Here is a 14984-nt window from a genome sequence, read left to right on the forward strand (position 1 = left end):
TCGCTCGACTTGCATGTATTAGGCACGCCGCCAGCGTTCATCCTGAGCCAGGATCAAACTCTCCAATAAAGTTAGTTTGTCTAGCATCTAAAAATAAAAATTGACGTTTCACGTTGTTTGTTTCGTTTAGTTTTCAAGGTTCAACATCGCGTTTCAGCGACTTTTACAATTTAACATTTTGCGTTAAATCTGTCAACAACTTTTTTCTTTCGTTCCTGACGACGCTTATTAATTTACCATATTAATCATTTGTTCGTCAACACTTTTTAAAAAAATGCCAAAATAATTTTATCTTGGCATGATATAAAGCTTAATAACCACTAATGCAGCAACACCAGGTAGGCCTAATATACTTGTGATTGTTGCGGTTCCCAAGTTAATTGGAATATGAAAATCAAAATATGTCCCTACAACATTTACGATAAAGAGTAATGCTATCCCTAAAGTAACATGAAAGAGCGCTTTTCCTATAAAACGTAACGGCTTAGAAGAAACACCAAAAACAAGAAAGATAAAAACTAAAGTAAGAATACCGACAATAACAACTGTAGAATTCATTTTTTCCTCCTTATGAAAGTGACCTATACATATTTATTTGTATGGGACAAGGCGATAAAAAAGAACATTTACCCTACAACTCCAGTTGTTTTATCTTGTTAACCTTCATTCGGCAACACTTTCTTCATAAAAACCATTAATCTTTCTTTCCAAACGAAGTAACCACTAAATATTTAATAAATAAAATAAAAGGTTCTGCTTTTTCAGCAGAACCTTTTACCATTGTTCCATTTTTACAGGACGACGTTTTGCTTCTTTTAACAAGAAGAAATATTTCGCCTCTGCTATTTTCAAAGAACAAAGTACATCTTGAGATGGTTCCACACTTTGTTCAACCATTCTCTTCTGACGTAACCATTCATTCTTCACTTTTTCTAATAGTACAATTAGCTTATCATCATACTCTTTACGCAATTTACCCTTTTTTTGAAAGAACATTTTTGTTTCTCCTCTTATACTTCTCTACGACCTTCTAACGCTTTCGACAGTGTCACTTCATCTGCATATTCTAAATCTCCACCAACTGGCAGACCATGTGCAATACGAGTTACTTTAATACCTGTCGGCTTTAAGAGGCGGGATATATACATCGCTGTAGCTTCCCCTTCAATATTAGGGTTTGTTGCTAGTATCACTTCTTGTACCGTTTCATCATGCAGTCGCTTTAAAAGTTGCGGGATATTAATGTCTTCCGGTCCAATTCCCTCCATTGGAGAAATCGCACCACGTAACACATGATATACACCTTGATACTCTTTCATCTTTTCCATTGCGATTACATCTTTCGGTTCCTGCACAACACAAACAATCGACTGATCTCGATGCGAATCATTACAAATATAACAAGGATCACGGTCAGTAATATGTCCGCATACAGAACAATACGCTAAATCTCGCTTCGCATTCACAAGTGCTTTTGCAAAACCTAACACATCATCTTCTTTCATATCTAATACGAAAAATGCCAATCGAACCGCTGTTTTCGGTCCGATTCCTGGCAACTTCATAAAACTATCAATTAATTTCGATATCGGTTCTGGATAATGCATATATCAGTATCCTCCTAGAACATTCCACCTGGTAAGTTTAAGCCTTTTGTAAATTTACCCATTGTAGAGTTTGAAAGTTCATCAGCTTTTTTAAGTGCATCATTCGTTGCAGCTAACACTAAGTCTTGTAACATTTCGATATCTTCTGGATCTACAACTTCTTCTTTAACTTTCACTTCAAGAATTTGCTTATGACCATTTGCAATAACTGTGACCATACCGCCGCCAGCTGTACCTTCAACTGTTTTTTCGCCAAGTTCTTCTTGCGCTTTTGCCATATCTTTTTGCATCTTTTGCATTTGTTTCATCATATTATTCATATTTCCCATTCCGCCACGCATCATAATTAATTCCTCCTAATTATTATTACTCTTTTATTTCAATAAGTTCTTGTCCTACTAATTTTACTGCCTCTTCTATAAGAGGATCTTCTTTTTTCTCTGGGCTTTCTTCAGAACTCTCGCCTTCACGCTGTAAAAAATCTTCACGGATTTTACCCCATTCACTTTTTGGAATGGCAATCATATTTAATCTTTTACTTAACAGTTCAAATAAGGCTTGTTCCACTGTATCCATAGCTTCTCGATTTTCGCTTGCCATTTTACAGTGAATCTCATATTGAAACGCTAAAACGTAAGTATCATCCGAAGCCGCTACCGGTTCGCTATTTTCTAATAAAACAGCAAACGCTACTTTGTTGTATGATTTGAGTCTTCCTAACAACTCACCCCACACAGCTTTTAATTGTTCTAAATCCTGACGCTTTGCTTGCTTTAACACTTCATTTACGCGTCCAACAGGAATTTTCATACTACCTGTACGCACTGGCTTTGGTGTTGCACGTGTCTCTCTGACTTCTTGCTGCACACCAGCCGGCACACCATTCTTTTTGACTTGTTCTAACTCTTTCTCCAATTGCTGCATCCTGTTCATAATTGCTTGTAAACGATCTGCACCGTTCGCTTGCATCATAAACTGTTGACACAGTTGTACCATAACAACTTCTAAGAAAATTCGCGGATGATTTGTCCACTTCATTTCCTGTTGTCCCTTACTAAGCGTATGAATGATTTCATAGATTACTTCCGGTTGCATTTCTTCACTTAACATCCGGAATTGCTCATCTACCATTACTCGTTCCAACATATGTTCCAGTTGTGGTGAGGTTTGATATAAAAGCATATCGCGATAATAGTAAATGAAATCCTCCATAAAACGAACTGGATCTTTCCCTTTACCCATCATCTCATCTATGATACGTAATGCTCTTGATACATCATTTTCACGTATACATTCTACTAAGTTACCTAAATATTGCTGGGAAACAGAACCTGTCACAGCTAATACATCTTCTGTCGTAACTGTCTCATCACTATAAGATATTGCCTGATCAATAAGACTAAGCGCATCACGCATACCACCTTCAGCGGCACGTGCAACAATTTGTAACGCCTCATCTTCTACTTGCGTACCTTCATTCGTCACAACCGTCGATAATCTCTCAACAATATCATTTACTGATATTTTTCGAAATTCAAAACGCTGGCAACGTGAAATGATTGTAGGCGGAATCTTATGCGGTTCTGTTGTCGCCAAAATAAAGATGACGTGTCCTGGCGGCTCTTCTAACGTTTTTAAAAGCGCATTGAAGGCACCCATAGAAAGCATGTGGACTTCATCAATAATGTATACTTTATATTCTACAGCACTTGGAGCATATTTTACTTTATCTCTAATATCTCGAATTTCATCTACACCGTTATTTGAAGCCGCATCAATTTCTAATACATCTGAAATAGATCCTTGTGTAATCCCCAAACAAGAAGGACATTCATTACAAGGTTCAGCTACCGGAGCATGTTCACAGTTGATTGCTTTTGCAAATACTTTTGCAATTGTCGTTTTTCCTGTTCCCCTCGGCCCAGAAAATAAATAAGCATGTGAAACTTTCTCTTGAAGAAGGGCATTTTGCAACGTTTTTGTCACGTGCTTTTGACCAACTACATCTTCAAATTTTTGCGGTCTCCATGTTCGGTATAACGCTTGGTATGACACGAAAATACGGCCTCCCTCAAAGGTTATTATCTTATTTATTATAACCCATTCTGTTTATAGATTCCAAAAGTTATTTTCTATACAAAAAACCCACCTTAGTATTAAGGTGAGTTTTGTATACATATATAACTGCCGTGCACCTTCTGTCGATTACGTACCATAAGCGTTACTCAAGCAGTTAGCTCGGTTCAGGCACTCCTGCGGCACACGAGAAGACCCGCTTATTGCTGCTTCCTTCCGGACCTGACAAGGTTCACGGGGTCCCGTTGCGCAGGACCCAAACGTCAACACCACTTACTTAAGGCAGACCTTACAGCAGCATAACCTCGAGAAGGGATTCGGCCTCGCTAGAGCGGATTGCGAGTATAGGGCACCGCTACCTCCCCGCTTAGCACGGCAAAGTTAAAACCAATATTCGGTTGCCTTCATTAAAAGGCATTATCAGTATAACTTGTTTTTTTACAAAATGCAAATACGTTAATTCTCGTTACTTTTCTCTAATTTTTTTATCGCTTTTCTTTTTTTACGAAGCTCTCTAAAAAAGTTTGTTAACAAAGTACCGCATTCTTCTTCTAATACACCAGCAACTACCTCGCATTGATGATTAAAGCGTTCATCCGTTAAAAGATTCATCAAAGTCCCTGCACATCCACCTTTCGGATCACTTGCACCATATACAACTCGCTTCACTCGTGATAAAACAATTCCACCCGCACACATCGGACAAGGCTCTAATGTTACATATAACGTCGCATCTTCTAAACGCCATGTCCCTAATTTTTTGCACGCCTCATCAATAGCTAATAACTCAGCGTGAGCTATTGATCTTTGTTCAGTTTCTCTTAAATTATGAGCAACACTAATTACTTCACCATCTAACACTATAACTGCACCAATCGGTACTTCTTGTATTGCCCCTGCTTTTTTAGCCTCTTCTATTGCTAACTGCATAAAATAAATATCTTGATCGTGTTCCATACCATAGTCCTTTCACCTAAAATAAAATACACTTTTTTCCATTTACTGCACATGGGATAACTTTTACAAATTCAATCCACCCTAATAAAAAAGAGAGGGGATTACATATGAAGAATACTGCCTTACTCATTATCGATATGATTAATGATTTTCAATTTTCACACGGGCCCACCCTAGCTAAAAAATGCGAAATTATAACAAACCCTATTTTACAATTAAAGAAAACAATGAAATCCTTTGGCTACCCCATAATTTATGTTAATGACCATTATCAACTTTGGAGATCTGATATTGACCAACTAATTACTCATTGTACAAATGAGTATAGTGAAAATATCATTCATAAGATTGCTCCAAATACTGATGATTACATTTTTATTAAACCACATTACTCTGCTTTTTATGAAACACCTTTAAATTCCTTATTAGGCTATTTAAAAATAGAAAATCTAATATTGACAGGAGTCGCCGGGAATATATGTATCCTCTTTACAGCTAACGATGCTCATATGAGAAATTATACACTGTATGTACCACAGGACTGTATTGCCTCTAATCATGATCAGGATAATCTGCATGCTTTAAAAATAATGGAAGCCACATTAAAAGCAAATATAGTACCGTCATCTCAAATAAAAATTAATTAATACATATATTTATTTTCTAACTTTTTATATCAAATTAACCCGCTCGCTTCCCTCCTGTGCTACAATAATTCTGTTTTGTGTTTTTAGTAGTCACGGTAAATCACTGATTGAAAGGAGGAAACAGCGTGACCGGAGTACCATTTATCACGGTTGAAGGACCAATTGGTGTTGGAAAAACCTCACTTGCGAAGGCAATTTCAACTCACATGCAACTCCACTTACTAAAAGAAATTGTTGATGAGAATCCTTTTTTAGGAAAATTCTATGAAGACATCGACGAATGGAGTTTTCAAACAGAGATGTTCTTTCTTTGTAATAGATACAAACAATTAGAAGATATTAACATAAAGTATTTGAATCAAAGGAAACCAGTAGTAGCGGATTATCATATATTTAAAAATTTAATTTTTGCATCTCGTACATTAAAGAATTCTCAATATGACAAGTACATGCAAATCTATCGTATCCTTACACAAGATATGCCTGTACCAAACGTTATCGTTTATTTAACAGCTAGCTTGGAAACATTACAAACACGAATTGCGATGCGCGGAAGAGAATTCGAAAAAAACATGGATCCAAATTACTTACTACAGCTCACAAAAGATTACGAAACAGCAATGGATACTTTTAAAAAAGATCATCCAGATATCCCAGTATTAAAATTTAACGGAGACGATATGGATTTTGTAAAAAATCCTGATGATTTAAACGTCATCCTATCCGCCCTTCAAAATACTCTCTTAAAGGAGTCGGAATAACAATGAATTTAAGGCAAAAATATGATATACCAAATGACGCAGTAATCACTATTGCTGGAACAGTAGGTGTCGGAAAATCAACTATGACAACTGCATTAGCTAACGCTTTAGGTTATCGCACATCATTTGAAAAGGTAGATTCGAACCCGTATTTGGACAAGTTCTATGCTGATTTCACACGCTGGAGCTTCCACTTGCAAGTGTACTTTTTAGCAGAACGATTTAAAGAACAAAAAAGAATTTTTGAATACGGTGGCGGTTTTGTTCAAGATCGCTCTATATATGAAGACACTGGAATTTTTGCAAAGATGCATCATGAAAAAGGTACAATGACGGAAACTGATTATGAAACATACAAAGGTTTATTTGACGCTATGGTCATGACTCCTTACTTCCCTCATCCTGATTTATTAATTTACTTAGAAGGTTCTTTCGATGATATTGTTGATCGTATCCAAGAACGCGGACGTCCGATGGAACAACAAACACCAATTGAGTATTGGAAAGAGATGCATGGCCGTTACGAAAACTGGATTAATAACTTTAATGCATGTCCTGTTTTACGATTAAACATTAATGAATACGATATTTTAAAAGATGGTGATTCAATCGAACCAATCATTAAAAAAATTGGCCATTTTTTAAAACAAACACGTAAACTTGTAAAATAAAAAACCCGTGCATACGCACGGGTTTTTCTATTAAATTACTTCTTTTTTGTCGGAGCAATAATTTCACTCTCAGGTTTTCCAGCGTTAATACGCTGACGAACAGTACTTGTACTAATATCGTATGTTTCAGCAATCTCTTTAACAGTCATTTCTTTCCCGTTAATCACTGCTGTTAATACTTTACCTGTACGTTTTGGAGCTGCTTCTTTCTTTACAGCTGCTTTTTCAACTTTTTTTGGCGCCTCTACTTTTGTCGCAGTTTGCTTTACATCACAAGTGCAACCACAAAGTTTACGGAATGTATCATCGCTTATAATGCGTGACACATTTGCACCACTGTTTAAAATTCTATTGTTCTTACAGACAGGACATTGTACATAATATAAAGTTTTTCCATCTAAAGGAAACGTTTGTATAATAAGATCCATGTTGACTCCTTTCATATCTATGAAGATAATCATCGGAATATGAGTGTGTAATAAGGACAAAATCGCCTTACACCATACTTTATGATTGGTTTTAAAATAAAAACTCGTTACGTGTTGGTAACGAGTTCTCCAATCTCCACTTATATGCGCTGTTGTCAATTATATCTGGAGGAGGTAGAGGGATTCGAACCCCCGCGCGACTCTCGCCGCCTGTCGGTTTTCAAGACCGATCCCTTCAGCCAGACTTGGGTATACCTCCATATTGACATCAAATATAATATCAAAAGAAAAACAGTTAGTCAACCCTACTAAAATAAATTATGAGGAAAGGAAAATTTTACTTTTCCTCTCCTACATTATAGTACTGACAACGCTCATAATTACCAATCACTCATACCGATGAATGTTTATAAATTTACTTAATAACTGTTTTTCCTCCCATATAAGGGCGAAGAACTTCTGGAATTATAATTGTACCATCTTCTTGTTGGTAGTTCTCTAAAATAGCTGCCACCGTACGTCCAATTGCAAGACCAGATCCATTTAATGTATGAACATGTTCTGGTTTGCCGTTTGGCTCACGACGGAAACGGATATTTGCACGTCTCGCTTGGAAAGCCTCAAAATTACTACAAGAAGAAATCTCACGATATGTGCCATAGCTTGGAATCCATACTTCGATATCGTATTTCTTCGCTGCTGTAAATCCTAAATCGCCTGTGCACATGCTCATAACGCGATATGGCAACTCTAATAATTGTAACACGCGTTCTGCATCATTTGTTAGTTTTTCTAACTCTTCATAAGAATCTTCTGGTTTTACGAACTTTACAAGCTCTACTTTATTGAACTGATGCTGACGAATTAAGCCACGTGTATCACGGCCAGCTGAACCTGCTTCAGAACGGAAACAAGAGCTAAATGCAGCATATCGTATAGGCAGTTGCTCTTTATTTAAGATTTCATCACGGTGCATGTTCGTTACAGGTACTTCAGCTGTTGGAATTAAGAAGTAATCTTCACTTTCAATACGGAATGCATCTTCTTCAAATTTCGGAAGTTGTCCTGTTCCTGTCATACTTGCACGGTTTACCATATACGGTGGTAATACTTCTTCGTATCCATGCTCGTCAGTATGAAGATCAAGCATACAGCTAATTAAAGCACGCTCTAATCTCGCGCCAGCACCTTTATAGAATACGAAGCGGCTTCCTGTTACCTTCCCAGCACGCTCAAAATCTAAAATTCCTAAATCTGTAGCAAGATCCCAATGTGGTTTTGGTTCAAAAGCAAATTCTTTCACTTCTCCCCAATTACGTGCTACTACATTATCATCCTCTGTTTCACCAATTGGAGCAGATTCATGAGGTATATTTGGAATAGATAACATTAATCTTTCTAAATCTTCTTCAACTGTACGAAGTTCATTATCAAGATCTTTTACTTTTTCTCCAACTTCACGCATTTCTAGAATTAGAGCTTCTGCATCTTTCTTTTCACGCTTCAATACAGAGATTTGTTGAGATACTTCGTTACGTTTACTTTTTAATTCCTCTGTTTGAACAAGTAATTCTCTTCTTCTCGTATCCAGCTCTTCAAAACGGCCAAAATCAGTTAAATCTTCGCCTCTATGCTGTAACTTTGCTTTTACTTCTTCAAAATTTGTACGTAAAAATTTAATATCAAGCATTATATACTCCTCCTTTTATTTTATAAAACACAAAAAACTCCCGTCCCTATATAAAGGGACGGGAGTTAACCCGCGTTGCCACCCTAGTTGAAAGCATTACCGCTTTCCTCTCAAGTAGAAATAACGGCTCTTCACCGGGAATGTTTACTAATCATAAAGATATTCCACATTCCATTCCAGGATGGATTCACAAACTGTTTCTATCGATTTCCACCAACCATCGACTCTCTATAAGAAACGGCATTTGTTACTACTTCCTATCAACACGCTTATTTTATAAAATTGTTACCATCAATTTACTATAATCTTATACAAGTTGCAAGTTACTTATACAACTTTTTTCATTTTCGCTTCTTTTACCATTTCTACAAAGTATGCTGTCACACGATGATCATCCGTTAATTCTGGATGGAATGAAGCAGCTAAAAACTGATTTTGTTTTACTGCTACCATTCGATCACCATGTGTGGAAAGTACTTCAACATCATCAGCTACATTTACAACATACGGAGCACGAATAAATACACCAATAAATTCTTCTCCTACACCTTTAATTGACAGTGCGGCTTCAAAGCTATCTTTTTGGCGTCCGAACGCATTGCGCTCTACTGTAATATCCATAGCACCAATATGTGCTTCTTCATAGCCAATAAGTGTTTTTGCAAGAAGAATCATACCTGCACATGTACCAAACATTGGTTTACCAGACTTCGCGAATGTACGAAGTGGTTCCATGAAAGCATACTTATCAATAAGACGGCGCATTGTTGTACTTTCACCGCCTGGTAAAATAAGACCATCAATCTCTTCAAGTTGCTCTATACGCTTTACAACAACAGCTTCTGCACCACTTGCTTCAACTGATTTTATATGCTCACGAACTGCACCTTGAAGACCTAGTACACCGATTTTCACCATTTTAAAGTTCTCCTTCAATTACCATCCACGCTCTTGCATACGTTGTTCTGGTAATAACGTTGAAATTTCGATACCTTTCATCGCATTACCTAATCCTTTAGAAAGGCTTGCAATTAGTTCGTAATCCTCATAATGAGTCGTCGCTTCAACGATTGCGCGTGCAAATTTCTCTGGATTCTCTGATTTGAAGATACCAGATCCAACAAATACACCATCTGCACCAAGTTGCATCATTAACGCTGCATCTGCTGGTGTTGCTACACCACCTGCTGCGAAGTTTACAACTGGCAAACGACCAAGGCGTTTAATTTCAAGTAGTACTTCATAAGGAGCACCAGTATTTTTTGCATATGTCATTAACTCATCTTCACGTAGACTTGCAACTTGACGGATTTCTGCATTGACTTGGCGCATATGACGCACTGCCTCTACAATGTTTCCTGTTCCTGGTTCACCTTTTGTACGAAGCATAGATGCACCTTCTGCAATACGACGTGCAGCTTCTCCGATATCACGGCAACCACATACAAACGGAACTGTGTAATCACGTTTATTTAAATGGTATACTTCATCAGCAGGAGTTAATACTTCACTCTCATCGATATAGTCTACCCCTAATGATTCTAATACACGTGCTTCTACAAGATGACCGATACGGCATTTTGCCATAACCGGAATTGAAACAGCGCCCATAACTTCTTCAACGATTGTTGGGTCTGCCATACGAGAAACGCCACCTGCTGCACGAATATCTGCTGGTACACGCTCTAGTGCCATAACAGCAACTGCGCCTGCCTCTTCTGCAATTTTTGCTTGTTCAGCGTTAATTACGTCCATAATAACGCCGCCTTTTTGCATTTCTGCCATTCCACGTTTTACACGTTCTGTCCCTGTTACATTTGTCATGTTACAAAAACCCCCCTAGGTGAATTGCTTTTCCCCGTTAAAGGCGAAAATTAAGAATACTCTTACATTCTACCACTAACTATCAGATGCTTGTCTACTACTTTTTCATAAAGTCGGTATGAAAAATAGGAATAAGAAAAAGCCCCTACAATGAGGAGCTTTTAAAACCAACCTTTTACTGTATCAACAGCACTATTCCATATACCACTAAAGAAAGAACCAATTCCGCGCATAGAGCGAGTAAACCAATTCGCTTCCTCTACTGCAGACGTTGTTACAAGATCTATTTGTAATGACTTACCAGATAAAAATCCAGGATCATTCGCATCTTTTGGTGTGATTACCATTTGGCCAAGTGCAGCTCCCTTTTTAATAGGTGCTTCTTGTCCCTTATTTGCTTCTTTTAATTCTGTTTTATAAACATCTTTACTTCCTTTTGGCACCGGAAGTGAAACAGCTTGTTTTGTTTGAACTGCTACATCTTTATCTTTAGCATTTTCTACTCGTACTGTTTCTTGTCCTTTTACTGAAGAATCTTTTTTATACATTTGCTTCATTTCAAAGTTAGCAAATCCATAATCATATAGCTTCTTTGTTTCATCAAAACGTGCTGTATGAGAACTTGTTTTAATAACTACAGAAATAAAACGCATTCCGTTTCTTTCAACCGTACCAGTGAAGCAATCCCCTGCTTCTGGAGTCGAGCCTGTTTTCAGGCCATCTACGCCATCATATTCTTTCACTAAGCCCTTTAACATCCAGTTCCAGTTCGACATTGCAAACTTCTCTTTTTCTGGACGGAATTCTTTTTTCGGGATTTTTGCTGTATCTAACACTTTTGGATAATCTTTAATTAAATGTTGTGCTAAAGTTGCAACATCCTTTGCAGACATTTTATTTTCTTCATCCGCTGTTGTTCCTTCAGGATGCATTCCCTTTAAATCTTTATTCGTTAAACCTGTAGAATTGACAAATTTATAATTTTTCAACCCTAGTTCTTTCGATTTATCATTCATCATTTTTACGAAGTCTACTTCTTTACCTGCAATTGCTTCTGCTAATGCAATTGTTGCACCATTTGCAGAAAAGATTGCCATTGCTTCATATAACTCTTTTACTGTATAAATGCCACCTTTTTCTAATGCAACATTTGATAAAGAAGCATCTTGTGAAACTTTATACGCATATTCAGAAACCTTAATTTTTTGATCCCACTTAAGTTTTCCTTTATCCACTGCTTCATGAACTAAATATTCACTCATCATCTTTGTCATACTAGCAATTGATAATAATTCATCTGCATTCTTTTGATATAAAATTTTCCCAGAATTCGCTTCAACTAAAATTGCTGCACCTGCTTCAATGTTTAAAGCAGCTCCTGTTTCTGCTGATGCATTGCTATATGGTAACAACATACTACAAGCTAGTGTAAGCATTGTTACTAAAGCAATGAATCTTTTGCAAAACATACCTTTCACTTTTGCTACCCCCAATATCTATGTACTCACATAACCGTTATTCTAACATAATCAAAAAAAAATAGACAGAGATATCAAATCTCCGTCTATTTGTATATAAGACATTACAATGAGTAGTTTGGAGCCTCTTTTGTAATTTGTACGTGATGAGGGTGGCTTTCACGTAAACCAGCACCTGACATACGAATGAATTGTGCATTCTCACGTAAGAACTCTAAATTCTGAGCTCCGCAATATCCCATACCGGCACGTAATCCACCAACTAATTGATGAACTGTATCGGCTAAAGGTCCTTTATATGGTACTCGACCTTCAATACCTTCTGGAACAAGTTTTTTATTTCCTTCTTGGAAGTAACGGTCTTTACTTCCTTTTTCCATCGCTCCGACAGAACCCATACCACGATATACTTTAAATTGACGACCTTGATAAATTTCAGTTTCTCCAGGGCTTTCAGCAACACCAGCAAACATACTACCTAGCATAACAACGTGTGCTCCTGCTGCTAAAGCTTTTACCATGTCACCAGAGTACTTAACACCACCATCAGCAATAACTGGAATACCGTGTTTACGAGCTTCTGTTGCACAATCATAAACTGCTGTTAATTGTGGTACACCCACGCCAGCTACAACGCGTGTCGTACAAATAGAGCCTGGTCCAATACCAACTTTAACTACGTTTGCACCTGCTTCAATTAATGCTTTCGTTGCTTCAGCAGTAGCAACATTCCCAGCGATAATATTTAGTGATGGATATTTCGCACGAACTTCTTTCACTTTATCAATAACACCTTGAGAATGTCCATGAGCTGTATCAAGTACGATTGCATCTACGCTAGCTTTTACTAATGCGTCGATACGAAGCATAGCATCAGCCGTTACACCAACCGCTGCTCCAACTAATAAGCGTCCTTGCTTATCCTTCGCAGAATTTGGGAATTCAATTACTTTTTCAATATCTTTTATTGTAATAAGCCCTTGTAATACACCGTTGTTATCAACGAGAGGGAGTTTTTCAATTTTGTACTTTTGTAGGATCTTTTCAGCTTCTTCCAGCGTTGTACCAACTGGAGCTGTAATTAGCTTTTCTTTTGTCATTACGTCGGAAATTTTGATTGAGTAGTCTTGGATAAAACGCATATCACGGTTTGTAATAATACCAACTAATTTTCGCTCGTCTAAATTATTTACAACCGGTACACCTGAGATACGGTATTTTCCCATAAGATGCTCTGCATCATACACTTGATGTTCTGGAGTTAAAAAGAAAGGATCTGAAATAACGCCACTTTCAGAACGTTTTACTTTATCAACTTGCTCCGCTTGTTGTTCAATAGACATGTTTTTATGAATAATTCCTAAACCGCCTTGACGGGCCATTGCAATAGCCATATCAGCTTCTGTTACTGTATCCATTCCTGCACTAATTAACGGGATATTTAACTGTAAGCTTTCAGATAAAACTGTTTTAACACTTACTTCTCTTGGTAGTACATCTGACTTTGCTGGTACAAGTAATACGTCATCAAAAGTCAAACCTTCTTTAACAAATTTAGATTCCCACATAATTGTTCCCCCCATGATACCAGAAATTATTATTAGTAGCTTATCAATTGGTTAAAATACTGTCAAGGACGTATATATATGTTAGAATTTTTAGACAATAAAAGGAGCGTAATATATGCATCAAACACATTGTACTTGGCAGCAATTAAGTTTCTTCTTTTCATCTCAAAATGTACAACGTTATCTTGCCCGTTGCTATGAAAAATCCTCCATACAAGATGCTGAAAAAAAAAGTTTCGAAAATTGTTATCCCTTTATTTATTACTTAGAACACGGGAAAAACTATTATGAATTATATAAGGTAGCCCCCTTTTCGATTCAGCCAATGTTATTGTTTTATGGAATGAGCCAACTTTTTAAAGCCTGCTTACTAACTATTGATCCTAACTATCCAGAATCCACTACTGTTTTAGCTCATGGTGTTACGACTCGTAAACGAAAAAAACAAGGGTATCAATTTTTAGAAGATGAGGTGAAGGTGCAAAAAAATGGATTATTTACTCATATTGCAGAACAGCTGTTTCACATGAAACACTTAGAAGCAGAGAAATTTAACATGCTAGATCTAATGGGAAATATTCCCGAATTACAAAATTTATTTCGCTATAGTCAAAGAGGGGCCACTTTATATAAAATCGATTCAACAAATACAAATGAACTTTCCTTTTCGGTCAACATACTAGATCGACTCCATATGACTACAGAAAGATTTTCACGTTACATTGAATCAACTTGTAAGCATTTATCCATACAACATGTTCCTGGGAAAACGAGCGGATCGAATCTGCTTTTTACAGCTCCTATCCAGTCGTGGAACCCTATATATAGTACGCCTTTATACTACGAATATCTTGCTAATACTTATTACTTACCAATTCCAATTGACCCGAGAAATCCTAAACCAGTATTACCTGAACTTCTTGTTCATTATTTATTGCTCTACAATTTAAGTATGATTTCTAGATACGAAACAGATTGGTGGTATGATTTACTTGGGAGCTATGGCTCTGAAGATTATCCATTTATTTATCAATTTCTTACTATTTCTGCTCAAAAAATCCCTTACTATATTTCGTCTTTTTTACTAACAGAACCGAGCCTATTTCATGGGAAATAAAAAAAACACAAGTCAAAAGACTTGTGTTTTTAATTGCTTGGCGACGTCCTACTCTCACAGGGACAAGGTCCCAACTACCATCGGCGCTAGAGAGCTTAACTTCCGTGTTCGGTATGGGAACGGGTGTGACCTCTCTGCCATCATCACCAAACTATGAAGG

General features: G+C 37.1%; 16 protein-coding genes, 1 tRNA gene, 2 rRNA genes, 1 other RNA gene and 1 other annotated feature. Of the genes, 4 read left to right on the plus strand and 16 right to left on the minus strand.

The annotated features are described in order from the left end of the window. The 8 genes from ACSG5Z_RS29315 to tadA all read right to left on the minus strand — a co-directional run. Positions 1-69 (minus strand): 16S ribosomal RNA (locus ACSG5Z_RS29315); the annotation flags it as partial. A gap of 219 nt (positions 70-288) precedes the next feature. Further along, the gene (locus tag ACSG5Z_RS29320) at positions 289-558 is read right to left on the minus strand and encodes a pro-sigmaK processing inhibitor BofA family protein (RefSeq protein ID WP_001089486.1); all 270 of its coding nucleotides are present in this window, start codon (positions 556-558) and stop codon (positions 289-291) included. A 216-nt stretch (positions 559-774) separates the two neighbouring features. Beyond that, a complete protein-coding gene (locus tag ACSG5Z_RS29325; RefSeq protein ID WP_000466020.1) occupies positions 775-996 on the minus strand; it encodes a YaaL family protein in 222 nt (73 codons plus the stop codon). Between the two features lie 14 nt (positions 997-1010). Then, positions 1011-1607, minus strand: a complete 597-nt coding sequence (gene recR, locus ACSG5Z_RS29330) for a recombination protein RecR (protein ID WP_000559168.1) — start codon at positions 1605-1607, stop codon at positions 1011-1013. 14 nt (positions 1608-1621) lie between these two features. Next, entirely contained in the window at positions 1622-1948 is a 327-nt protein-coding gene (locus ACSG5Z_RS29335; protein WP_170771173.1) for a YbaB/EbfC family nucleoid-associated protein, read from the minus strand. 25 nt (positions 1949-1973) lie between these two features. Next, entirely contained in the window at positions 1974-3662 is a 1689-nt protein-coding gene (gene dnaX / locus ACSG5Z_RS29340) for a DNA polymerase III subunit gamma/tau (protein WP_327959269.1), read from the minus strand. 132 nt (positions 3663-3794) lie between these two features. Next, an RNA gene (gene ffs, locus ACSG5Z_RS29345) (signal recognition particle sRNA large type) lies at positions 3795-4059 on the minus strand. Positions 4060-4139: 80 nt separating this feature from the next. Then, complete coding sequence (gene tadA / locus ACSG5Z_RS29350; protein WP_435712715.1) at positions 4140-4640, minus strand: tRNA adenosine(34) deaminase TadA; 501 nt, start codon at positions 4638-4640, stop codon at positions 4140-4142. A 107-nt stretch (positions 4641-4747) separates the two neighbouring features. On the opposite strand from tadA, the gene ACSG5Z_RS29355 reads away from it, so the two are divergent. From ACSG5Z_RS29355 to ACSG5Z_RS29365, 3 genes are all read left to right on the plus strand, one after another. Then, positions 4748-5287: a cysteine hydrolase family protein gene (locus ACSG5Z_RS29355; RefSeq protein ID WP_000798743.1), complete on the plus strand. Its 540-nt coding sequence runs from the start codon at positions 4748-4750 to the stop codon at positions 5285-5287. Positions 5288-5412: 125 nt separating this feature from the next. Continuing rightward, the gene (locus ACSG5Z_RS29360) at positions 5413-6048 is read left to right on the plus strand and encodes a deoxynucleoside kinase (RefSeq protein WP_000148207.1); all 636 of its coding nucleotides are present in this window, start codon (positions 5413-5415) and stop codon (positions 6046-6048) included. 2 nt (positions 6049-6050) lie between these two features. Next, the gene (locus ACSG5Z_RS29365) at positions 6051-6719 is read left to right on the plus strand and encodes a deoxynucleoside kinase (protein ID WP_001053583.1); all 669 of its coding nucleotides are present in this window, start codon (positions 6051-6053) and stop codon (positions 6717-6719) included. 35 nt (positions 6720-6754) lie between these two features. Here ACSG5Z_RS29365 and ACSG5Z_RS29370 read toward each other — a convergent pair whose 3' ends face one another. From ACSG5Z_RS29370 to guaB, 7 genes are all read right to left on the minus strand, one after another. Continuing rightward, the gene (locus ACSG5Z_RS29370) at positions 6755-7147 is read right to left on the minus strand and encodes a sigma factor-like helix-turn-helix DNA-binding protein (RefSeq protein WP_000364198.1); all 393 of its coding nucleotides are present in this window, start codon (positions 7145-7147) and stop codon (positions 6755-6757) included. A 166-nt stretch (positions 7148-7313) separates the two neighbouring features. Next, positions 7314-7406, minus strand: a tRNA-Ser gene (locus ACSG5Z_RS29375). Between the two features lie 156 nt (positions 7407-7562). Then, on the minus strand, positions 7563-8837 hold the full coding sequence (gene serS / locus ACSG5Z_RS29380) for a serine--tRNA ligase (protein WP_435712716.1): 1275 nt from the start codon (positions 8835-8837) through the stop codon (positions 7563-7565). 51 nt (positions 8838-8888) lie between these two features. Continuing rightward, positions 8889-9110: a binding site (T-box leader), on the minus strand. 54 nt (positions 9111-9164) lie between these two features. Further along, positions 9165-9755 (minus strand): pyridoxal 5'-phosphate synthase glutaminase subunit PdxT, encoded by a 591-nt coding sequence (gene pdxT, locus ACSG5Z_RS29385; protein ID WP_000238772.1) that lies wholly within the window; start codon positions 9753-9755, stop codon positions 9165-9167. Positions 9756-9773: 18 nt separating this feature from the next. Then, the gene (gene pdxS, locus ACSG5Z_RS29390; protein WP_000186157.1) at positions 9774-10661 is read right to left on the minus strand and encodes a pyridoxal 5'-phosphate synthase lyase subunit PdxS; all 888 of its coding nucleotides are present in this window, start codon (positions 10659-10661) and stop codon (positions 9774-9776) included. A 161-nt stretch (positions 10662-10822) separates the two neighbouring features. Continuing rightward, on the minus strand, positions 10823-12130 hold the full coding sequence (gene dacA, locus ACSG5Z_RS29395; RefSeq protein ID WP_137011318.1) for a D-alanyl-D-alanine carboxypeptidase DacA: 1308 nt from the start codon (positions 12128-12130) through the stop codon (positions 10823-10825). A gap of 113 nt (positions 12131-12243) precedes the next feature. Beyond that, entirely contained in the window at positions 12244-13707 is a 1464-nt protein-coding gene (guaB, locus tag ACSG5Z_RS29400; protein ID WP_000264076.1) for an IMP dehydrogenase, read from the minus strand. 115 nt (positions 13708-13822) lie between these two features. On the opposite strand from guaB, the gene ACSG5Z_RS29405 reads away from it, so the two are divergent. Continuing rightward, entirely contained in the window at positions 13823-14824 is a 1002-nt protein-coding gene (locus ACSG5Z_RS29405) for a YaaC family protein (RefSeq protein WP_435712717.1), read from the plus strand. Positions 14825-14859: 35 nt separating this feature from the next. Here ACSG5Z_RS29405 and rrf read toward each other — a convergent pair. After that, positions 14860-14975 (minus strand): 5S ribosomal RNA (gene rrf / locus ACSG5Z_RS29410). Positions 14976-14984 lie beyond the last annotated feature (9 nt).

It is taken from the genome of Bacillus pretiosus, assembly GCF_051294775.1.
GTDB classification, from domain to species: Bacteria; Bacillota; Bacilli; order Bacillales; family Bacillaceae_G; genus Bacillus_A; species Bacillus_A wiedmannii.